The sequence below is a fragment of the Syntrophotalea acetylenivorans genome, from assembly GCF_001887775.1.
GTDB classification, from domain to species: Bacteria; Desulfobacterota; Desulfuromonadia; order Desulfuromonadales; family Syntrophotaleaceae; genus Syntrophotalea_A; species Syntrophotalea_A acetylenivorans.
Window position 1 is genome coordinate 437,900 of sequence record NZ_CP015519.1, and the last position, 21,546, is coordinate 459,445.

At 51.0% G+C, this 21,546-nt stretch carries 20 protein-coding genes and 2 tRNA genes; 16 read left to right on the forward strand and 6 right to left on the reverse strand.

The window, feature by feature from the left end; genetic code table 11:
• Positions 1-238: 238 nt before the first annotated feature.
• Together A7E78_RS02015 and A7E78_RS02020 are read left to right on the forward strand one after the other, a co-directional pair.
• Positions 239-1,726 carry a SulP family inorganic anion transporter gene (locus tag A7E78_RS02015; RefSeq protein ID WP_072282699.1) on the forward strand — a complete coding sequence of 496 codons (1,488 nt, stop codon included), beginning with the start codon at positions 239-241 and terminating at the stop codon, positions 1,724-1,726.
• Between the two features lie 12 nt (positions 1,727-1,738).
• Complete coding sequence (locus A7E78_RS02020) at positions 1,739-2,593, forward strand: universal stress protein (RefSeq protein WP_072282700.1); 855 nt, start codon at positions 1,739-1,741, stop codon at positions 2,591-2,593.
• A gap of 110 nt (positions 2,594-2,703) precedes the next feature.
• Here the strand turns inward: A7E78_RS02020 and A7E78_RS02025 are convergent, their stop codons facing one another.
• The 3 genes from A7E78_RS02025 to A7E78_RS02035 form a co-directional block, all read right to left on the reverse strand.
• The gene (locus A7E78_RS02025; RefSeq protein ID WP_072282701.1) at positions 2,704-2,913 is read right to left on the reverse strand and encodes an RNA-binding S4 domain-containing protein; all 210 of its coding nucleotides are present in this window, start codon (positions 2,911-2,913) and stop codon (positions 2,704-2,706) included.
• A 21-nt stretch (positions 2,914-2,934) separates the two neighbouring features.
• Positions 2,935-3,651: a spermidine synthase gene (locus A7E78_RS02030; RefSeq protein WP_072282702.1), complete on the reverse strand. Its 717-nt coding sequence runs from the start codon at positions 3,649-3,651 to the stop codon at positions 2,935-2,937.
• A gap of 65 nt (positions 3,652-3,716) precedes the next feature.
• Positions 3,717-5,351, reverse strand: coding sequence for an ABC-F family ATP-binding cassette domain-containing protein (locus A7E78_RS02035; RefSeq protein WP_072282703.1), 1,635 nt, complete (start codon positions 5,349-5,351; stop codon positions 3,717-3,719).
• A 399-nt stretch (positions 5,352-5,750) separates the two neighbouring features.
• Between A7E78_RS02035 and A7E78_RS02040 the strand changes: the two genes are divergently transcribed.
• The 3 genes from A7E78_RS02040 (at position 5,751) to A7E78_RS02050 (ending at position 8,145) form a co-directional block, all read left to right on the forward strand.
• The gene (locus tag A7E78_RS02040) at positions 5,751-6,407 is read left to right on the forward strand and encodes a methyltransferase (RefSeq protein ID WP_072282704.1); all 657 of its coding nucleotides are present in this window, start codon (positions 5,751-5,753) and stop codon (positions 6,405-6,407) included.
• A gap of 121 nt (positions 6,408-6,528) precedes the next feature.
• Positions 6,529-6,906 carry a hypothetical protein gene (locus tag A7E78_RS02045; RefSeq protein ID WP_072282705.1) on the forward strand — a complete coding sequence of 126 codons (378 nt, stop codon included), beginning with the start codon at positions 6,529-6,531 and terminating at the stop codon, positions 6,904-6,906.
• A gap of 51 nt (positions 6,907-6,957) precedes the next feature.
• The gene (locus tag A7E78_RS02050; RefSeq protein WP_072282706.1) at positions 6,958-8,145 is read left to right on the forward strand and encodes a M24 family metallopeptidase; all 1,188 of its coding nucleotides are present in this window, start codon (positions 6,958-6,960) and stop codon (positions 8,143-8,145) included.
• A gap of 146 nt (positions 8,146-8,291) precedes the next feature.
• On the opposite strand, the gene A7E78_RS02055 is transcribed toward A7E78_RS02050, so the two are convergent.
• Positions 8,292-8,648, reverse strand: a complete 357-nt coding sequence (locus tag A7E78_RS02055) for a hypothetical protein (RefSeq protein ID WP_072282707.1) — start codon at positions 8,646-8,648, stop codon at positions 8,292-8,294.
• 193 nt (positions 8,649-8,841) lie between these two features.
• Entirely contained in the window at positions 8,842-9,963 is a 1,122-nt protein-coding gene (locus tag A7E78_RS02060; protein ID WP_201258023.1) for an ammonia-forming cytochrome c nitrite reductase subunit c552, read from the reverse strand.
• Between the two features lie 354 nt (positions 9,964-10,317).
• On the opposite strand from A7E78_RS02060, the gene A7E78_RS02065 reads away from it, so the two are divergent.
• The 3 genes from A7E78_RS02065 to A7E78_RS02075 all read left to right on the forward strand — a co-directional run bounded on the left by A7E78_RS02065 (position 10,318) and on the right by A7E78_RS02075 (position 11,600).
• Positions 10,318-10,992: a Crp/Fnr family transcriptional regulator gene (locus A7E78_RS02065; protein ID WP_072285001.1), complete on the forward strand. Its 675-nt coding sequence runs from the start codon at positions 10,318-10,320 to the stop codon at positions 10,990-10,992.
• Between the two features lie 61 nt (positions 10,993-11,053).
• The gene (locus A7E78_RS02070; protein ID WP_072282708.1) at positions 11,054-11,470 is read left to right on the forward strand and encodes an acyl-CoA thioesterase; all 417 of its coding nucleotides are present in this window, start codon (positions 11,054-11,056) and stop codon (positions 11,468-11,470) included.
• Between the two features lie 54 nt (positions 11,471-11,524).
• Positions 11,525-11,600 (forward strand) — tRNA-Val (locus A7E78_RS02075).
• Positions 11,601-11,736: 136 nt separating this feature from the next.
• Here A7E78_RS02075 and A7E78_RS02080 read toward each other — a convergent pair.
• Positions 11,737-12,276: a cytochrome P460 family protein gene (locus A7E78_RS02080; protein WP_235606779.1), complete on the reverse strand. Its 540-nt coding sequence runs from the start codon at positions 12,274-12,276 to the stop codon at positions 11,737-11,739.
• Between the two features lie 224 nt (positions 12,277-12,500).
• Here A7E78_RS02080 and A7E78_RS02085 point away from each other — a divergent pair, with 224 nt between their 5' ends.
• From A7E78_RS02085 to amrB, 8 genes are all read left to right on the forward strand, one after another.
• The gene (locus A7E78_RS02085; protein ID WP_158516055.1) at positions 12,501-14,687 is read left to right on the forward strand and encodes a carboxy terminal-processing peptidase; all 2,187 of its coding nucleotides are present in this window, start codon (positions 12,501-12,503) and stop codon (positions 14,685-14,687) included.
• A gap of 271 nt (positions 14,688-14,958) precedes the next feature.
• On the forward strand, positions 14,959-15,498 hold the full coding sequence (locus A7E78_RS02090) for a hypothetical protein (protein WP_072282710.1): 540 nt from the start codon (positions 14,959-14,961) through the stop codon (positions 15,496-15,498).
• Positions 15,499-15,543: 45 nt separating this feature from the next.
• The gene (locus tag A7E78_RS02095) at positions 15,544-16,188 is read left to right on the forward strand and encodes a MotA/TolQ/ExbB proton channel family protein (protein WP_072282711.1); all 645 of its coding nucleotides are present in this window, start codon (positions 15,544-15,546) and stop codon (positions 16,186-16,188) included.
• 18 nt (positions 16,189-16,206) lie between these two features.
• A complete protein-coding gene (locus tag A7E78_RS02100) occupies positions 16,207-16,677 on the forward strand; it encodes a hypothetical protein (RefSeq protein ID WP_072282712.1) in 471 nt (156 codons plus the stop codon).
• Between the two features lie 2 nt (positions 16,678-16,679).
• Positions 16,680-17,990 carry a hypothetical protein gene (locus A7E78_RS02105; RefSeq protein WP_072282713.1) on the forward strand — a complete coding sequence of 437 codons (1,311 nt, stop codon included), beginning with the start codon at positions 16,680-16,682 and terminating at the stop codon, positions 17,988-17,990.
• 136 nt (positions 17,991-18,126) lie between these two features.
• The gene (locus A7E78_RS02110; protein ID WP_072282714.1) at positions 18,127-20,181 is read left to right on the forward strand and encodes a hypothetical protein; all 2,055 of its coding nucleotides are present in this window, start codon (positions 18,127-18,129) and stop codon (positions 20,179-20,181) included.
• A gap of 101 nt (positions 20,182-20,282) precedes the next feature.
• Positions 20,283-20,356, forward strand: a tRNA-Cys gene (locus A7E78_RS02115).
• Between the two features lie 186 nt (positions 20,357-20,542).
• The gene (amrB, locus tag A7E78_RS02120) at positions 20,543-21,346 is read left to right on the forward strand and encodes an AmmeMemoRadiSam system protein B (protein WP_072282715.1); all 804 of its coding nucleotides are present in this window, start codon (positions 20,543-20,545) and stop codon (positions 21,344-21,346) included.
• The last annotated feature ends 200 nt before the right edge of the window (positions 21,347-21,546 follow it).

Here is a 21,546-nt window from a genome sequence, read left to right on the forward strand (position 1 = left end):
TGGTTGGTTCGTTTCCGCAGTGCAGATGTCTTTCGGTTTATCCGTTGCGCGAGCAGTCTGTTCGAAAAACCTGATTTTCCTGCCAGCTGCATTTTCTTTTTGTTAATTTTCAGTATGCTTCCTTTAGCCGTCTAAGGTTCTATCGGCCTGTGTGTCGTTTTGTGCCCGGTAGTCAGGTCGGCAGGCCCGGCCTGAGGTAGCGTTTCGTTCAGTCGCATTTTTAGAGGATTTCGTCGTTATGAATATTTCTTTTAGTTCAATTCATCAGGAGTGGTTTTCCAATGTCCGGGGAGACATTCTTTCCGGAATGGTGGTGGCTCTGGCTTTGATTCCCGAGGCAATTGCTTTTTCGATTATCGCCGGGGTGGATCCCAAGGTGGGGCTCTATGCCTCCTTTTGTATCGCCGTGGTAACCGCCTTTGCCGGTGGTCGTCCGGGGATGATCTCTGCTGCTACCGGTGCCATGGCCCTGCTGATGGTGACCTTGGTCAAAACCCATGGCCTGGAATACCTGCTGGCAGCGACTCTGTTGACCGGTGTGTTGCAGATTCTGGCAGGCACCTTTCGCCTCGGTTCGCTGATGCGCTTCGTCTCGCGTTCGGTGGTGATCGGTTTCGTCAATGCCCTGGCGATATTGATCTTCCTGGCGCAGATGCCTGAACTTACTAATGTCGGCTGGCAGGTCTACGCCCTGGTGGCAGCCGGCCTTGGTTTCATTTATCTCTTTCCCTACATCACTAAGGTGATTCCGTCGCCGTTGGTGTGCATTGTGGTATTGACCGCTTTCACCCTCTTTTTCGGCGTCGATGTGCGCACTGTTGGAGATATGGGAGCTTTGCCCGATAGTTTGCCGATCTTTCTGCTACCCAATATCCCTCTAAACTTTCAAACTCTGGCGATTATCTTTCCTTATGCCATCACCATGTGTGTGGTCGGATTGCTCGAATCGATGATGACTGCGACCATTGTTGACGATCTGACCGATACCACCAGTAACAAAAATCGCGAATGTGTCGGCCAGGGTGTGGCCAATATTGCTGCAGGTTTCATGGGTGGCATGGCCGGTTGCGCCATGATCGGTCAGTCTGTGATCAACATCAAATCCGGCGGGCGAGGACGGCTTTCTACGCTTCTAGCCGGCATCTTCCTGTTGATACTGGTGGTCTTTTTAGGTGAATGGGTGGCCCGCATTCCTATGGCCGCTCTGGTCGCGGTAATGATCATGGTATCTATCGGTACTTTCAGTTGGGACTCGATCCGTAACCTGCGTACAAACCCGAAGAGTTCCAGTCTGGTGATGGCTGCAACCGTGGTCGTGGTCGTTTCGACCCACAACCTGGCACTGGGTGTTTTGGTGGGGGTATTACTCAGTGCTTTGAACTTTGCTTACAAGATTGGCAGAATACTGTATGTTGGATCGACGCTGTCTGAGGATGGATCGACCCGACACTATAACGTGGTCGGTCAGGTCTTTTTTACTTCGGCGGATAGCTTCATCGGCTTTTTTGATCTGAAGGAAGCGGTGAGTAAGGTAATTGTCGATGTCAGTCGTGCCCATTTCTGGGATATTACGGCGATTGGAGCCCTGGATAAGGTGATTCTCAAATTCAGACGGGAAGGCACCGAAGTCGAGATTGTCGGTCTGAATAAAGCCAGCGAGACCATGGTGGATCGTTTTGCGGTCCATGACAAGCCCGAGGCTATCGAAAGTCTGATGGGACATTAAAGGAGCCATGCCATGAAAACACTTGTACTTGCCTGCATTGATGGGTCCTCCTACACGCCCGCTGTGTGTGATGCTGCCGTTTGGGCTTCTCAAAGGCTCGATGCGCCGCTTAAATTTTTTCATGCTTTACAGCGTAAGCAAGAAACAGCTGTAACCGATCTCAGCGGCAGTATTGGTTTTGATGCCAGAGAGTCGCTGCTTGAGGAGTTGGTCTCCCTCGATGAAAAGCGGAATAAGCTTGCCATGGAGCGGGGCAGACAACTGCTTGCTATCGCTAAGGATCGTGCCCTGACTGCCGGTAGTCCTGAAGTCGATGGGTGTCAGCGCCATGGCGGTCTGGTGGAAACTCTCACCGAATTGCAAGAAGGAATTCGCCTGCTGGTTTTAGGTCAGCGGGGGGAGGCGGCTTCCATTGCTTCCGAGCATCTCGGTAGCCATCTCGAAAGAGTGGTGCGTACCATGCAGCGGCCGATTCTGGTAACCCCGGCAGAATTTAAAACGCCCAAAAAGGTGATGCTGGCTTTTGATGGCAGCGCTACGACTCGTAAAGGGGTCGATATGGTCGCTGGAAGCCCCCTCTTGCGTGGCTTGCCTTGCCATCTGGTGATGGCCGGATCCGACACGGCTGAAAAACGAGGCAAGTTGGAGCAGGCGCGTCAGACCCTTGAAAATGCAGGAATCGAGGCGCCAACTGCGATCCTTCCCGGCGAATCCGAGAGCGTACTGCGGCAGTATCAGCAAGAGAATGATATCGACATGATCATTATGGGGGCCTACGGTCATTCCAGAATTCGCCAATTTCTTATCGGCAGTACGACGACCGCGATGTTACGTCAATCGGTGGTCCCGGTACTTTTGCTACGGTAATAGCCCGGACCCTGTGGCGGTACTCACAGGAACCGCCATTTCAGATATAAAAAAGGCAGCCACAGGGCTGCCTTTTTTATATCTGTCGTTGGCTGTTTGTCTGGAATGTGTTAGATGATCGTGACTTTGCGGCCTTCATATTCGACAACCTGGCCTTGGCGAATCTTGCAGCGCTTACGAAGTTCCACCTGTCCGTCAACGATGACAAGTCCTTCGGCAATCATCAGTTTTGCGGTTCCACCGCTGGGGCACATCCCGGTGAGCTTCATCAGGTTGTTCAACTCGACAAATTCCCGTCCCTGCAGATCAAACTCTTCCATCTTGGATGCCTTTCTCAGTGTTTAATTCACTCTTTTGCGGGGTTGTTTTTGTTGAGGACCTGTCTTTGCCTTGCCTTTTTTTGCGACCCAGACCGCATGACGGTAGCCCCCTTTGCCGTGTCTTTCACAGCGCACGGCAAAGCCGGCAGAATTTAGACGTCCTTCGAATCCGGCATCGGGATTTTCTCCCCAAATGGCAAAGGTGCCCTCGGGTTTCAGGGCCGCCCGGGTGCGTTCGATGGCGCGGCTACCGTAAATGGGGTCGTTGCGCCTATCGGTTTTGGGGTGTGGCCCCCGGTAGAGGTCGAGGATTACGGCGTCGAAAGTTTCAACCGGCGTTCGTCGAATTAACTCGGCAACGTCAGCGATCTCAATCGTCACCCTGGGGTCGCTGGCCGCCCCGTCGGTTAATTCAGCCAGGGGGCCAAGGCACCACTCATGGATTTTCGGATTGAGCTCGGCCACCACGACTTGTGCATCTTCTGGTAGAACATCGAGTACCGCCCGCAGGGTGATGGCCATACCCAGCCCACCGACCAGCACTTTTGGATGCGGCCGGTTCAACAGGCCCTTGCAGCCGAGTTCGCCGAGGGCGATTTCTGAGCGTTGTGCTTTACTATTCATGAGCACCTGGGGACCGACCGTTATCAGATAATCCCCGACGCCCCGCTGGCGCAATTCAAGAATACCTTCATCCTGGGTGTCAAAGCGATCGATTATTTTCCAGGGTAAAGCCATAGCAGTTTCCTTACATGGGTAGAGCAGGCGTTATCAGTTTTGCGGAAGTCGATATTCATACCCTGTTACAGGGTCAGACTGGCTTCCCCTTGAAAGTGCTCTTCTCTGATTTTTGCAACTTCGGTGCTTTCAAGATATTCATCGAAAGTCATGGAGCGTTCAATAAAGCCGACAGGGGTGAATTCGACGATGCGGTTGGCCACTGTCGATAGAAACTTATGATCGTGTGTGGCGAAGAGGATTACTTCCGAGTAGTCGATCAGACCTTCGTTGAGAGCGGTAATCGATTCAAGATCGAGATGGTTGGTCGGTTCATCGAATACCAGCACATTAGCTGCGGTGAGCATCATTTTGGCGAGCATGCACCGCACCTTTTCACCACCGGAAAGGACGCTCGATTGTTTGGTCGCCTCGTCCCCGGAAAAGAGCATGCGGCCGAGAAAGCCCCGGGCAAAAATCTCTCCTTCAGTGGGGGCGAATTGACGCAGCCACTCGATGAGATTCAAGTCGTTTTCAAAGTAGCGGCGGTTCTCTTTGGGGAAATAGGCCGGGGTGATGGTGACCCCGAAGCGAAAGCTGCCGCTATCGGGTTCGATCTCTCCTTCAAGGATCTGAAACAGGGTGGTCTTGGTCAGACTGTCGCCGCCAACAAAAGCGATCTTGTCCCCCTTGTTGACGGTCAGGCTGAAATTATTCAACACCTGGACTCCGTCGACGGTTTTGCACAGATCCTTGATTTCCAGAATGATGTCGCCGCAGGGGCGCTCCGGCTTGAAGACCACGAAGGGGTATTTACGGGAGGAAACAGGCATGTCCTCAAGGGTCAGTTTTTCCAATAGCTTCTTACGGGAAGTTGCCTGTTTAGCCTTGGAGGCGTTGGAACTGAAGCGCTGAATGAATTCCTTGAGGTCGTTGGCTTTATCAGTGATTTTTCGATTTTCTTCCTGCTTTTGTTTGAGCACCAGCTGACTTGCCTCGTACCAGAAGTCGTAATTGCCGACATAGACGGTGATTTTTCCGAAGTCGATATCCGCTACGTGGGTACAGACCTGGTTGAGAAAATGACGGTCGTGGGAGACCACGATGACCGTGTTCTGAAAACGAGAGAGAAATTCCTCCAGCCAATTGATCGATTTGAGATCGAGATGGTTGGTCGGCTCATCCAAGAGTAGAATGTCAGGATTGCCGAACAGGGCCTGGGCCAAGAGCACGCGGACCTTTTCACCCCCTTCGAGTTCTTTCATTTTCTTGTGTCGCAGTTCTTCAGGTATGCCGAGACCGTTAAGCAGTACAGCGGCTTCCGATTCGGCCTCGTAGCCGTTCATTTCGGCAAACTCTGCTTCCAGTTCCCCGGAGCGAATGCCGTCTTCTTCGGTGAACTCCCCTTTGGAGTAGATCGCCTCCCGTTCGGCCATCACCTTATAGAGGCGCTGATGCCCCATCATCACCGTGTTGAAGACGGTTTCATCGTCGAAGGCGAAGTGGTCCTGGCGAAGCATGGCAATCCGCTCGCCGGAACCGACTGCGATGTTGCCTTTATCCGATTCGATTTCACCGGCGAGAATCTTAAGGAAGGTGGACTTCCCTGCGCCGTTGGCTCCGATGAGACCGTAACAGTTGCCGGGAACGAATTTAATATTGACGTCTTTAAAAATGACCCTCTTGCCGTAGGCGAGGGCCACATTGTTGGCGCTGATCATGGATGTGATACTTTCTGTATAAGAGCTTGTAGGACTTTCCAGGAACCGACTGCAAAATTGCCTGACCGGTCCATATTTCCGAGAATTTTCGCCAAATAGCCCTGCTATTCGCTCTCAAATTCTCAATAATCTGGCCTTGAACAGCCAGTTTTTCGTTTCGGCCCGTTAAGTCCGACAGGCTCATAGACAAATAAAAAACCGCAGGGGTGATCCCTGCGGTCCACGGAACTGCGAAACATATCATTTAAATCCTTCTGCTTGCAATCAAATTCTGCTTTTAAATCGCGGTTCAAGGCAATTATTAGATTGATTTAGCTGTTCCCTTTAGCTATTTCCCAGTAACCTGATGGGCAGACTTTTATAAAACATTTCAACTCTATTTTTCAGCAGGGAAACACCATGGACAGATCATCTCGCAATCGTCTTAATCATCGCCATAGTCATCTGTTTAGCGAAGAGACCCTGTTCCACCGTATTGCTCGCTCGGTGTGCCGCGCTGAATGTTTGCCCCGCAAAGAATTATTTGAGGCTTGGGAAATGGCCCGCCGGGTGCGACGCCGGTTTCGCGGTGGAAGAGTCATCGATCTGGCATGCGGTCATGGTCTTCTGGCGCATGTACTGCTGGTGCTGGACGACAGTTCGGCCGAGGCGCTGGCGGGGGATGTGCGTCTACCGGAGAGCGCCGGCAAGTTGGCAGCCGTTCTGCAGTCTGACTGGCCCCGCTTACAGGGGCGCATTCACTTGATGGAGCAACGCATCGATACCATAGAAATCGACAGGAATGATCTGGTGGTTTCGGCTCATGCCTGCGGCGGGTTGACGGATCAGGTGATCCAGGCGGCGATCAAGGGGAAGGCCAGGGTCGCGGTACTGCCCTGCTGCCACGACTTGCACAATGCGGATGACGGAGGTCTGCGGGGCTGGATGGATGGTCCGCTGGCCGTGGACGCCGCAAGGGTGGCACGGCTGCGAGGGGCCGGTTATCGAGTCTACACGCAGACGATTCCAGCGGCAATTACTCCGAAGAACCGCCTGCTAATGGCCGAGCCTGAATGATTTTATAGTGGTTAGGCCAAGGCCTGTGGGCTGGGAGTAGCGGCGCTGGACAAACCTGTCTGCTTGCGCTTATTCTGGAGTAGTTAGTAAAGTCAATGCCCTGTTACCGAGAAGGCTGATTATGCTCGATATCTCCTCCCGCCAGCAGTTGCAAGCCCTCCGGCTGAATCCTCTCAATCAGCTGGCCTCCCTCAAGCTGAAGCAGGCCGGTGTTGCTGAAGATCGGGCGGTCCTGCCGATTTTCTGCCTGATGGAATGGGGCTTGGCAGGAGGGCGGTTTTGTTCCACTCGGCGCCTGCCGCAGGAACTGTTGCGCCTGCGCCTGATGGCCGATCAGCAGGCGGCGGTTTCCTACCTGCTTGACAACTTACCCGGCGGCTTGCCTCAACTGCATCGCCAGTTGCTTCGTATGTCTCCGAAGGGGGCGGCCGAGGCCTTACTCGAGGTACTTGACATGCGCCTGAGGGCCGACCCGCGTAATCCCTATCCGTTATCGTGATGCCTTTACCATTATTTTATGGCTTTTTTGATATTTCCCGAGGAGAAAACCATGCAGGTTCCATTAAGTGAATTACAAGAGCGAATGATCCGTTTCCGCGCTCAGATGGATCGAGTCGACCCCGAGTGGCAGTCTGCTGCGATCTTTGGGCGCGTCAACCAGTACTATTTAACCGGTACCATGCAGGATGGCCTGTTGTGGATTCCGCGAGACGGCGAGGCCGTGCTGTGGGTGCGCAAAAGTTTCGAACGGGCGATGGATGAGTCGCTGTTTGACCGCATCGAGACCATGAACAGCTTTCGCGACGTGGCTGCGGCGGTCGGTAATCTTCCGGATCGCTTGCATGTCGAATGCGAATTGTTGCCTTTAGCTCTGCTGCGTCGCTTGCAAAAACACTTTCCCATCAACGATATCCGTCCGGCTGACGGTGCACTGGCCGCTGTGCGTGCCGTCAAGAGCCCTTACGAACTTGAACTGATGGAGCGCTGCGGTGAAGTACACAGGCGGATTCTCGAAGTACGGTTGCCGGAGATGCTGCAGGCAGGGATGAGCGAGGCAGACCTGGCGGCCCGTCTCTATGCCGTAATGGTCGAGGAGGGCCATCACGGAGTGGCCCGATTCGCCATGTTTCAGGCCGAAGTGGCTCTTGGCCACATCTGTTTCGGCGAAAGTTCCCTCTATCCCTGTAGTTTTGACGGCCCGGGAGGCAACTACGGTCTGCACCCGGCTGTGCCTTTGCTCGGCAGTCGATTGCACCGTTTGGCCAAAGGTGATCTGGTCTTCGTCGATATCGGCTGTGGGGTAGAGGGGTATCATACCGACAAAACTTCCACCTATATGTTTGGCGAACCGATCGATGATGAAGCGATGGCTGCCCACCATCAATGTGTGGAGATTCAGAATCGTATTGCAGAACAGTTGCGTCCCGGCGCCGTCCCTTCAGCAATCTATGAGCAGGTCATGGACAACCTGGAGGGAGAGTTTCTTGATAATTTCATGGGGTTCGGCTCCCGTCCGGCTCGGTTTTTCGGTCATGGCATCGGCTTGCAGATCGATGAGGCTCCTGTTATCGCCAAAGGCTTCGACGAGCCTCTGCAGGAAGGGATGGTACTGGCCCTGGAACCTAAAAAAGGCATCCCCGGGGTCGGAATGGTCGGTATCGAAAATACCTTCATCGTGACTGCCCAGGGGGGGCGTTGTATTACCGGGGATCATCCGGGGCTGATGCCTGTTTACTGAAAGGCTGAATTTGTTGAGTAATTTGAAAAGACTTTTTTATCGGTTTAAAACGCAAAATCCTCACTTGAAAGTGAGGATTTTGTCAGTAACAGTTTGAAAGCCTGCAGTATTTTCCTGCAGGCTTTTTGGGTCATAAAAGGCGGTGCTTATTGTTCCTCTGGCATTTCCATCGCCTTCTCGGCATCGTCCATCATCGATTCGGCGCCCTCGGCGGCCTCATCAACCATTTCCTGACCCTTTTCCATCATTTCTTCACCGGCTTCTTCCACCATGGCCTGACCTTCTTCTACCATCTCCTTGCCAGCTTCCATGGCTTCTTCAGCGGTTTCTTCCACGGCGGCGGTAGCATCGTCCATGACCTCTTGCGCTGCTTGCTCCACATCCGTTGCGGTAGCTTCGGCAACGGGGCTTTCCTCAACCGGAGCGACGGGTTCTTCCTTTTTGCAAGCGATAGCAAAAACTAAAAGAGACAGTACTCCAGCCAGAATCAGAAATTTTTTCATGCGTTTTTCCTCCTATTTAATTGGGGAGACAGAGATTGAAAAGCCTTTTCGGCCACGGTCATCGGGCAGAGATTGCCATGACCCTAAAGGTAAAAATAACCCAAATATCCTTGTATAGCAACTTCTAACGTAACAGCTTTGGCTGTGGAATCTAGCGAGATACATCTCAAACGGCCAGGGAAAACTTTTTTGCCTAACGATCGTTTCGAATTTTGAGTACCGCAATTTCTGCCTGTCGGGCAAAGTCGATAGAATCGGCTAGAATGCGTGCCGACTCCTGGGGGCTGTGAAAACCGGTGCTGTTTTCGCTGGAGATGAAGTCCCAGCGCATCTGGCCACGGCGTTGCAGATGTAAGGCCTTCTTGAGTTGATCTTGGCTGGCTCCGGCCTGCCTGGCTGCAACAATGGAGTCCATAGCTGAGAGCAGGGCCTGCTGGCTCTGGGTAAGCAGTTCATCGGTTTTATGCTGAATAGCTAAAACTCGTTCTTTTAACTCTTCAGCCGGGCGGTTGTGGCAGGTCTGGCACGATTGGTTGAGATTGTGCAGAGGGCTGCGTACCCAGTGATCGGAGATCTTGACACTGCCTTGACGAACATAAGGCATGTGACAGTCGGCGCAGGATACCCCTGAGCGGGCGTGAATGCCTGTACCCCATAGTTCAAATTCAGGATGCTGCATCTTCAGCATTGGGGCGCCGGTCTCTTTATGTGTCCAATCTTTAAATGCGTAAGCGTCGTAATGCTCTTCGATAGCCTCGATGCTGCGTCCTTTACTCCAAGGGAAGGTCAGAACTTTGTTTTCCCCTTTGAAATAGTATTCAACATGACACTGAGCACAGACATAACTGCGCATCTCTTGACGACTGGCTGTCTCAAGATCGACACCGGCTTCTTTCATGGCATTGATGAAGGCCGGCCGGGTGATGCGTAGGGCCATGGTCTGAGGATCGTGACAGTCAGAGCAGGAAGTTCCGGTTTTCAGGTGTGGTTGCAGTTCGTTGTAAGGGGTGTGGTTAAATTCCTCCCAACCCATCTCTTCGATGAGACGAGGCGCTTCTGCCGCGTGGCAGTTGGCGCAGGCACCGGGTTGACTGACCACTTTAACCCGCTGGGTTTCGGCCTGATCGATGGCTGCGTAGTGGTGGCCGCGGTCCTCATTATGGTCAATACTGAAGGCGTAACCAGCCCAAAGCCTCTTCATAGCCGGGAAGCGTTCTATTTTGCTATAGGGCGTGGAGCCTCCATATTCGGTCTTGCCGTAGTCGATTTTAGTTTTAACGAAGCTGTCGTATTCGTAGGGAAAGTTCTTCCCCATACCGCGGGGTCGAGCTCCTGTGCATCGATCTCTATCACCTTGTGTGGGTAAAGATTTGTTTGCTGCTTGCGGTCCTGTGTATTGAGCATCAGATAACCAACGGTTATTGCAAGGAGGGTTGAAACGACGAAAATTACTATTTCGTACGGTTTTACGCTCATGGTATCCTCCGCCTATTTACGGGTTGAATGACCGACGTTGCCGTGGCAGGTTAAGCAGCCTGAGCATTCCTGTTTTACCCGGGTAAATGTAACCAGATACGATACAGAGATCAATGAATAAAAGGAAAAATCCTAATGATTGATTGGGTTTTTGATGTTGGCACTCCTTTGTTGTTTTGTTACAGTTCCAACCATGAATAGTAAACTTGCAATACAAAAGTGTCCTCTCTTTACAGGTCTTACCGATGAAGATTTGGCTGCTTTGCTTAAGATTGCCAGCCGAAGTGAGATTCCTAAAGGGACTATACTTTTTACGGAAGGTGAAAATGCTCGGGGATTTTATGTCCCAGTAAAGGGGAAGGTGAAAATTTATAAAGTGACTCCAGAGGGACGGGAGAGGGTGCTGCGCATCGCAGAACCCGGCCGTACCTTTGCCGAAGCTGCCATCTTTGATCTTGGCACTTACCCTGCGAATGCAGCTACTCTTGAGCGGTCGGTCCTGCTTTTTTTCCCAAAGCACGAGGTGCTTCAGCTATTAAAGAATAATGTTCAATTGGCGATCAACATGATCGGCGGTATCTCCCGCTTGTTAAGGGAATTCATGGATCAGATGGAAGATATTGCTTTTCGTGATGTTCCAGCCCGCCTTGCCCGCTACCTGCTTGATTTGGCCGAAGGAGAACAACAGCGCGTTGAATTGCCTTTGTCCAAGAGTCAGTTGGCGGTCAATCTTGGTACGGTCAGCGAAACTCTGTCCCGCACTTTTCGTAAAATGGTTGATGACGATCTGATTCGAGTTCAGTCTCGTTCTATCGATATACTCGATGTCGAGCGTTTGGCCGACTTGGCGGAGCGCTATAAAGAATAACTTTACGACCAGCGGTTGTGATAACGTTGAACTCATGGGCCATGGATTTTATGGAGATGCCATGTCAGGCAGTCGTACTGAATTAACTGTCCGCTATGCAGAAACGGATGCTCAGGGAATCGTTCACCATGCTAATTACCTGGTCTGGTTCGAGGAAGGTCGTTCAGACTATTTACGACAGCAGGGATTTTGCTATAGCGAATTGGAAAAGGCCGGATACTATGTCGTGGTGGCTGAGGCCGAAGTTCGTTACCGGGCACCGGCATTTTACGAGGATCGCCTGATTGTTGAAACCAACCTTTGTCGACTCCGGAGAAAGTTGCTTGAATTCCGGTACCGGATTTACGGACCGAAAGAAAGGTTGCTGGTCGAAGGGCGTACGCTGCATATGGTATTGGGGGCTGATCGACGTCCAACAAGTCTGCCCCCGGAGTTTATGGAACGCTTGCAAGGCTCTGTCGCAGAAGGTCAAGCCTAAGATAATTATCGGCTTGACTTAGCTAAATTCAATTGTTATAAATTCGCACGTACCGGGCGAATAGCTCAGTTGGGAGAGCATCGGCCTTACAAGCCGAGGGTCACAGGTTCGAGCCCTGTTTCGCCCACCAAAAAAACTAAAAGGCAGCGAGCGTAAGCTCGCTGCCTTTTTTTATGTTTGGCCAAGAAGGTCGCTGCGTTTTCTAATTGCAGAATGTGTCGTCTATTAACGACAGCGGATTATTGAGAAAACACTGCAGCAGGTCTCTATGGAAGCTCTGCCGGCTTAACGGGCCCTGTAAATACCCACTCGTTGTTCTGAACGGCCCTATGACAGTTGATGCAGCCATCAACCTTACCTTCCGCCAGAATGGTTTTGTCCGGCGCGTACTTGAGCCAATACCAGTCACCTCCCTCGGGGTTATAGCCGGTCCGTCGATACATGACCGTGACGGCAGCCAATTCTTTTTCCGGAGAATAGTTTTCTTTGACGATAATGGATCCATCGGGCAATTGACCTTTTTTGTTTTGCAGGGCCGCCAATACCGTAGGACTAACATAGGTGGTAAGGTAGGCTCCATGGGGATGCTGACCCTTGTAGAGAGCTTCTTTTCCTGGAAACAGAGGCCATTGCCGATAGTCCTGAGTTACGGTGATCAGCTCAATAAGCGTTCTACCATCCGTGTCGGGTAAGGCTGCAGCCTTTTGATCGGCAGACGGCGAAGTGCTTGATTCTTCCTGTTTTTTGCAGCCGGCAGTCAACGTTAAACAGAGCAGCAAGCAAGCAACCATTAATAAGCGGATCATAGTTTTTCTCCCTGGTGACTCGGTTGGGTATAATGATGCGAAACTTGGATGAATTCTAGCAAGGGGTTATACTTAGTCAAGTTGTCAAAGGAATACGACTGTTAGCCGGGCGAGTCCGCTTCATCAGCAACGGGATATTCATAGAGATTTGATTACCCGTTCCATGTTTTGGCGCAAATAATGCTAAACGTTCTCATGTTTCTTTTCCTTGGAGCTCGTATATTTTGAATAATCAAGATTCTAATATGAAGATGTTCCTGCCCATCAGGTTCATCCTTCGTTCATTTGTGGCTTTGTTTACCGGCTTTTTGTTGCTTGGGGTCGGTTCGAGCTCTGCGGGAATGCCCCGTGACCCTGAAAGTTTTGAGGTCAACCGTCAGCGACTTCTTTCCTATCTGCTTTCTCAGCAGTTAACCCAGAACCACTATCGTGATCTGGCACTTGACGATCATTTTTCCACTGCGGCTTTTGATTTATATATTCAACAGCTGGACAGCCAGAAACGTTTTCTGTTGAAAAAAGACTTAGATGCCTTGCGGTTCTATGAACACCAGATCGACGATGAGGTACTTAGTGGATATCTGAAATTGCCCACGGTAAGTGCTGATTTGCATCGCCAGCGAATCGACGAGGTAGAGTCTGTGATACGCCAAATCATGACCAAAGGGTTTGATTTGCGCCGCAAAGAATCTTTTGAAACCGATCCCGAAAAGCTGGATTACTGTCAAGACCGGAACGAACTTCGTGAGCGCTGGCGTAAAACGCTCAAATATCAGGTCTTGTCTCGCTATCTCGAGTTGTTGGACGAGCAGGGCGATGTGGTATCCAAGACTCCTTCCATGCCGAAGGGGTACCGGGTCGATGAGGAGCTGCTGGCTACTGCTAAAGAGAAGGTTCTGAAATCAATTGAACAATTACTGATACGTTTGAGGCAGATTACACAGCGCGAATATGTCGATCGGTATTTCGATGCTGTGTGTCGCGCCTTTGATCCCCATACCAATTATCTTGCTCCTGCAGAAGAAGAGGAATTCGAAATCAGTATGAAAGGATCACTGGAGGGGATTGGTGCCACCCTGCAGCAAGACGATGGTTACATTAAGGTTGTCAGTATTGTCCCCGGTAGTCCAGCCTTTCGTCAGGGGCAACTTGAGGCCGAGGATATTATCCTCAAAGTCGCCGAGGGAGCCGACGAACCCATCGATATTGTAGATTCCCGGCTACGGGATGCCGTACGTCTCATTCGGGGCAAAAAAGGCACGGAGGTGCGCCTCACCGTGCGAAAGCCTACTGGTAGACAACAAGTGATACCGATCATTCGGGATGTTGTGCAGATTCAGGAATCTTTTGTTCGCTCGACTGTGCTTTCTTCGCCTGCAGACCGCCAAGGACGCTTCGGTTATATTCGCATTCCGACTTTTTATCGTGATTTTTTTGATCACGATAAGGACAGTACCCCCCGTAACTGTACCGATGATGTCCAGGCTGCCCTGGAAAAACTTGGTGCCAGTGATATCGAGGGACTCGTTATCGATTTACGCAATAATGGCGGCGGTGCTTTGACGGATGCAGTGCAAATTGCAGGACTGTTCATCAGGCAGGGACCGATTGTGCAGGTTAGAGACAGCAATGGCCGAATTTCTGTGCTTGAAGATAAAGATCCTGAGGTGGCCTTTGATGGACCTTTGATCGTATTGGTTAATCGCTTCAGCGCCTCAGCCTCTGAAATCCTTGCGGCAGCTCTGCAGGACTATCGCCGGGCCCTGGTCGTAGGTGACCATGCAACCCATGGTAAAGGAACCGTACAGACAGTTCTAAATCTTGACAGGGCCTTGCCTCCGGAGAGTATGGATCAGTACCGTCCCCTTGGTGCCATGAAATTGACATTGCAGAAATTTTATCGGGTTAGCGGTGGATCTACTCAGGTACAGGGGGTTGAACCGGATCTTCTTCTTCCCGACCCGCTGCCCTATGTCCAGAGTGGAGAGCGGTATACGGATTATGCCCTGCCATGGGATACCATTGCACCGGTTTTATATACACCTTGGCGAACATCTTCTTTTGACATCGATTCATTACGCGCTGCGAGCCGAAAGAGGCTGGCCGCCTCTCCTCGATTTAAGATATTAACCGAGTTGCGAAAACGAAGTCAGGACCGGGGCGGAATTACAGAACGCTCGCTGGAATTGGGTGACGTGTGGCAAGAACTCAGTGAAATTAAAAAGGCGCAAAATGCCGATGCTGCTGTCAAGTCGACCCAAAAAGTTCTGGAAGACCCTACTGGTGATGATTGGTTGACCCGTTTAGAAAATGATTTGTTTGTCGGTGAAGCAATGCAGATTCTTGCAGACTTAAAGGGAAGTCAGCCCGTTGTCAACAAATTGACAAAAGCCACAGAGAAGGGCCTTTAAGGGTAACTTTCAGCTAAGAGTTCCTTGTCTATTGTTAAGAATGTTTATTGCGTAAGGTTTAATACTTGTTTTTCTATGGTAATATGTCACTGATGATATTGAAGAAAAGCGAAATATAAAAGTTTTTTTGTGGGCGAGGCATGGAATTTGCTCTAAGTGAGGTGGCTTTTTCCTAGCTTTATGTGCCCGTTCCGGACGAGGCTCATTCAATTTTAAGAAGCCGGATATTCAAAGATATTGATTTGCTAAATGCCGATTAAGGAGCGTATTGATGAAAAAGACCATTCTGCTGATAGTGGGCCTTAGCGTATTCTTGTTGTCCGGTTGCTACGTTTGCAACAAGGCGAATTGGCCGGAGCAGCCGGTGTTGGATCATATGAACACTATGCAAAAGACCCAATACCTTAACGATGTTAAACAGAACCTGATCAACTTTAGAACGACGGCAGTCGATTTGGAAAGTCATCGATTACCCCATCGCCCCGATGAAGATCCTGCAGATTGCCAGCGGACAGGGTTTCATTGCGAAGTTGCCAGGTACGTTGAAGTTTACGCCATGCCTGTCCTTAATGACGGCGAGGCGCTGCAAAACCTGGAAACCCGGCTTGAGGTTGCTAAAATAAATCTGCTGAGTGCTTACGCCTTATATGAAACGGGCAGTTTCGGTCAGGCACGCAGCCTGCTCAAGATGTATGACAAACGGTATCGCAAGGATGTCGCCATCGAAACGGCTATGGTCGATAACCGTGATATGGAATTCGCCACGCTTGGCGAGGCCGCACAAAACCTGCGTTCCAAATTGACTAATTAATGCCTTTTTGAATTTCAACAGCATCAGTAAGGGGACTAACAAGACATGTTTAATGCCCTATCCGAGTCAATCATCAATACCTTGACCTACCTTATTAATACCTATTCCGGTTTGTTGCAGGTAACCGTCTATTTCATCATGCTTTGCGTATTTGGGTTTGCGCTGATCAAGTCTTATCTTTCTTTTTGCGCACTGACATCTTTTGATTTCAAGACCCTTAAGAGCCGCAAGCAACTTCATAATTTGCCCGCCAATTTGCGGACTCCGGTGATGATTATCGCCGCGTCCTTTTTTGACAAGGCGAAACAACACTATCTTGAAGAGAAGATTAACAACCCGGCTTCCGAAAAGGTCATTCCGCCCGATGCGTTTATACGCGATGCTGCTTTTCAGTTCAGTGAACGTTATTTCGAGGAGAAATTTCTTTCCCCTATCAGCATGATGGCCAACTTGATGCCCCCATTGGGCTTTATCGGTACCATCATCGGTATGGTAGTACACTTTCTGTCCAATAGCGGCACTTTGAAGAGCGATTTGGCCATCGCCGGTATTGCTACCGCATTGTATACAACCTTTATCGGTCTGGTTTGTTTCACCATTCTCGAGTTTCTCAAAAAAGTTTTTTATGGTTTGTTGCACAAGCGAATCGATCAGGGCCTGGCGGCCGTCGCTGATTTTGATCAGGACTAACCGGAGTATAGGTGCAGGATGAAAAATAAAAACGGTCAAACCTGGCTCTTTTCTTTTACGGACTTGGCTTTTCTATTGTTGATCAGTTTGAGTACGATTCCGGTTGCCGACAGCGTCACTATCCGCTTTTCTGAAATGGATGTGCCCGTGGTTCCGGAAAGTCAACAACTTGGAGCCCTTGGTCAGTTAAGGGAAGTCTGGGAACTTCAGGTTCATCCAGTCTCCGCAGAATATCCGGTCCCTTATAAGATTGTCCGTTTCGGACTCACGAGTCAGGTGGATGGCGAGGGAGCCCAACTGCTTGCTCCCGCGCAACTGATGGATGCCCTGGAAAATTTGAAAGCGCGAAATATTCAGCCTGTCCTGTTGCCCGAGAAAACCTCTCTTACTCAAGATTTGCTTTATGCCGCTGGTGCAATGGCGAAGGTCTGGGGAATGGAGTATAGCGAGACTGTGGTGCAGCCGGAAATACTTGAGGAAGGCTCTTAGGTATGGAGTTTGGCAAAGAGAGCCTTTACGGATGGGGGGTGTGCCAGGTGCCCATGCCCCGTGCCCGGAATGATATTTATGCCGATCGCCGTTGTGCACAGCAGTCGGTGGCTTTTCCTGACCGTCGAACCAATCGATTCTTTAGGCCATTTGCCGCTATTTTTACTGCTATTATACGGGAAGACTTTCCTGCTATGCATACGGTTATAGTGGTTCTGGTCGCTATCCTGCTGTTGCTCATTTTTGGCCTGCACACCCGCCCCGATTCTCCTTTAGTTGAACCGCCTGTCGTTGAACCCATCGAAATTGTCACCAGACTGTTGAAAGAACCGCCGGCCGAGCCCCTTGTTGCTGTCGAACCAGTAATGGTTAAGCAGCAGCCGGAGCCCCTGCCGATTGAAGAGAAGACCCTTGAGCAGACTAAGCCGATTGAAAAAATAATACAGGTGAAACCGAAGAAGATTTTGGCATTGCCACCAGCCAGAATTCTTCCCAAGCCACGTAAAGTACAAGAAAAGGTTGCGTTGCCGGTCGAGAAATCGCTGCCGATGCCGAAAAAGACCGTTACTTTAGCGGTTCCCGTGCGACAGGCTCCGGTGCTGGACACCCCTGCTCCTTCACGACAGGCCAGTAAATACACGCTAGCCTCCACACCACAGCCTCTTTTGGCGGCAGACAGCCCGGCCTTAGGAAGGCGTAACCAGGAGAGCCTTGTGGTTTCACCGAAGGCTTCTGCCGTGATTGATTACAGTTTGAAGCCAAGTTCTTTCGGTCAACAGGCTTTAGCCCCGGCCAAACAATTTGCTCCGACGGCACCGGGGACAACCGTCGACTTGCCCAGTACCAGCCATTCTCGCAGTGATTTCTCTATGCCTAGCAGTCAAGGCGGGCATGCAGTCGCCCAGGCTGGCCGCTCCTTCGCTCCTCAGCCGGGTCAAAGCCCGGTCGACATTGCAGCGGTTGGCCAGGTAGGTGGGAGTTATGTCACCCCCAGTAATTCGACAGCTGCACCCTTGGCCACGGGCAGGGTGAGTGATTTTTCCGGCCCTGCAGCAACAGCTTCAGTTCAATTGCCGACAGCTTCCCGACGTGGTGCAGTCGCTGTTTCAGGCTCAGTGAACAGTGCCGCCGGCAACGGCCCCCCGATAGTTCCGTCAATTTTGTCGGTGAGGGTGAAGCAGGGGCCGACCCGAACCTTTTCATCAGCCTCAATCAGCTTGGCGCCTGTGTCGATCAGAGCGAAGAGGATCGCTTGCGTACCGAACTGGCTATTCGGCTCGATGAAGGGGGTGTTTTCCCCTGTGGCGAAATGAAATTTCACATCGATTATGTTGAGACCGGGCAGACAGTGCAGATGCGTATCTACAATCCGCGTAATTTTGCCGATAAGTGTGCAGCGTTACTTTCAGCTATCGAATGTATCAATCATTCCAAATAGTGAGGAAGCCTATGAAATTGTTCAGATTTGCATTAATCGTACTGTTTGTCTGTCTGGTCCCCACCATGGTCATGTCCCAAACGAGTACCGGGCAATGGGATAACCTGCTTGATGTTACCTATCGCTTCAGCTGGTATCCTCAGGAGGATCTGCAGCAATTACTGGCTGAAAAGGGAGCTGAGTACGGACAGACACTGGAAGGGTATCGAGACCAGTTACGCCAGGACCTACAGATCGAGACTGGGGCGGAGGGTCGTATCGTCGGCCAGGTGACCGCAGAGGGCCAGCAATGGAAGAAATTTTATCATCTTTCCCTGGCAGAATTCTGTCTTTACCTGTCCAACGGGGAAGGGGTACAGCTGGAAAATGCACAGGCTGTGATGGGAGTCCTGTCAGGCAAGGCACAACAGTCCGATGTGGCCTTTTGGCTTTATCTTTATTCTGCTTACCAGCAGATGCTTGCTAAGGATGCCCGGGGCTTCAGTAATGCTGTGTATGATCTGTGGCAGAATGTCGTGCTGAAGCTGGAGGTCGACAATCTGCGTATTCAACGTGAGATAGGTAAAGCCGGCTTTGTCAAAAGTCTACCTTATCTCTATGAAAATGTGGCTCACCTCATCATTCGGCGGGCTATTGTAGAAGAGCAGATTCCGGGACTCTCTCCTCTGGGAGTTATTATCTTGTCCATTGAAGACAAGCTCACCGTGGAAAATGGTTATCGGACTGTTGTCGAAGCGACTGTTGAGCGAATGCGCGGTCTGAACTCGGACAATTACAATCTTAACTTTGCCGTAGCATTTCTTGAGGCCATCGCCAGCCGTAATGCTTTTGAGGGAGAGCAGAACCCCGATCTGCTGGTCGCCAAGTATCAGAGAGCGGAGGCCTTTTATCGCCTGGCCTGGGAATGGGCAGACAGCCGCAAAGGCAAGGCAGCTGTGCTCAGCCAGCACATGAGTTTTTCTACTTATGTGACTCGCCGCCTTAGCGACTCTGCTGATTCTTTAGCTGCCGATCCATTTTTTAGCGACTTGCCGTCAGCCGCAGATCGACAATTGGACCAGGCCATCGATCTGTATAAAGAATTGGCCGATCCTCGGGTTCAAGAGGGAGAATTCATTTCGGCGGGCTTCTATGAGCGTACTAATTATCTTGCCGCTATGCATAAATTGTGGGATTCCACAGCCAAACTCGGCATTATGCTGTCCGGGTATTATGAGAGTACCCGCCAGGCGGTATTGCATGGGCAGCTTTTCCCTGCGGAAAGCCCGCTTCTGAAATATCTTGCCCTGTTTGAAGAGCATGCCGTTAACGATTCCGATATCGTTCCGGATAACGCCTATTTTTTGGCCGCCTATGCGGCTGGCGAGTTGGCAGACCTCTATCGCAAACTTGGCGATTATTCAACGGGTTCCCAGGCCAGTGAACTCTTCTTTGCTTATCAACTTCAGGCGGTGGAACTCTTTCCCATCGATATCGTTGGGATCCTGCAACTTGCCTATCAGGCAAATCAAGATGGCAGGGTCGAAGACTACTTCCATTACAGCAATCAGATCGGCCAGCGGTTACAGGATTTAGCGGTTGGTCATCAGGGCTCAGCTTCAGGTTCTGGTGATTACACAACTATTGTTGGCCATATGTATAATGATATTCCTCAGGTCATGGCCAATGCTTATTCTCTGGTAAATTTTATTCAAGAGGCCGGCGGTACTGAAGAGGGCATGTACCGCAAGGCCTTGGCTATGAATCGTGTATTGCAGACCGTAGAGAATAAAACCTCGGATGATTTTCTTGAGCGGCTGATGTTGGCTTTGGGACAAGCAGATTTTAGTGAAGGTGTAATCGCTCTTGACCCCAAAATGGGCGAAGATGTACCGCCGGCCGAGTTTGCAAAAATCCAAGGGATATTGAGTGAAGTTTCCGGGTATCGGTTTAACAGGATCAAAAATGAGCTGTATGCTTCTCTAAGCAGCCCGATGCACAAGGTGTTACGCAACCTTTTCCACGAAGTGCCTTACGAAGAGCATCAGTATCCAAAGCTGCTGAAGGCCGTTCATCCTGGATCTTGACCTGTCTTCTCAAAGGAAAAAGGGGAGTTTTTCTCCTTGACAGTGTGAAGGCGATTTGATATCAATACCGGGCTCTTGAGGAGCCGGAATGTTTCTCTAAGGGCCCCGTCGCCAAGTGGTAAGGCAGAGGTCTGCAAAACCTCCATCACCAGTTCGAATCTGGTCGGGGCCTCCAAATAAAACAGAAAAAGCCAGCTTTCGAGCTGGCTTTTTCTGTTTCTGGATCAATCGGCCTGTTGGTGACTAAGTACTATGGCTGCTGGAGTCTCAGGTTGGCCCTTTCACCGTGGAATGATAAAATACAATCATGGCGCAGGCATTGTCTGTTTGGCTGATCCAGGGACGGTAAAGGGAGGAATCAATGTATCGAGCAGCTGCTGTGGCAGGGCAGTTTTATCCAGGCCGGAAAGAGGCGTTGCTGGAGCAAGTCAGCAACTATGTGCAGCATGAGCTAGAGCCGCAGCCCGCTATCGGTATTATGGTGCCTCATGCCGGTTATGTTTATTCCGGTGCTATTGCCGGACAGACTTTCGGGCGGGTACAGGTTCCCGACCGGGTCGTACTTCTTGGCCCCAACCATACGGGTTACGGTGCCGTTCAAGCGGTTTTTCCTGCTGGTAGCTGGCAAACCCCCTTGGGGGATGTACCCATCGACAGCCAACTGGCCGAACAAATTATAGCCGCTTCTACTGAGGCCACTGCGGATGAATTAGCTCATCGCCACGAGCATTCCCTGGAAGTCCAGGTGCCATTTATCCAGGTGATGGCTCCGAATGCCCGACTGGTTCCCATATGTCTTGGCCATGCGTCACTGGAGAAGTTGCTCGATTTTGGGGTAAGTCTAGGTCGGTTGCTGGTATCTCAACCTGAACCGACACTGTTGGTCGCCAGCTCGGATATGACCCATTTCGAATCCGCTGAATCCGCTCGCCAGCGGGATATGAGAGCACTGGAAAAGGTTCTTGCCCTCGATGCAGAGGGACTTTATCGGCTGGTAGCGACTGAACACATCAGCATGTGCGGGGTGGTTCCTACTGTCGTCATGCTTGCGGCCGCAAAAGAACTCGGTGCCAGCAAGGGCACTTTGGTGCGCTATGGAAACTCCGGTGAAACGACTGGCGACATTTCCGAGGTGGTCGGGTATGCCGGCGTAATTATTACTTGATGGCGCCGGAAAAAATCTTGTCTTACGGCGTTTTGCCAAGACCCCGACATACTGAACGTGTGTCTTCGCCCGTGAAAAATCACCCGGCCTTGTAGAACACAATTTTTGTTTGGCCATCCTCCGAATTTTTCGAATTCATTATCACTTGAGGGCGGAAAAGGCACCAAATAGTAAGTCTTGGGCTCCGTTTTGGCGGGTTC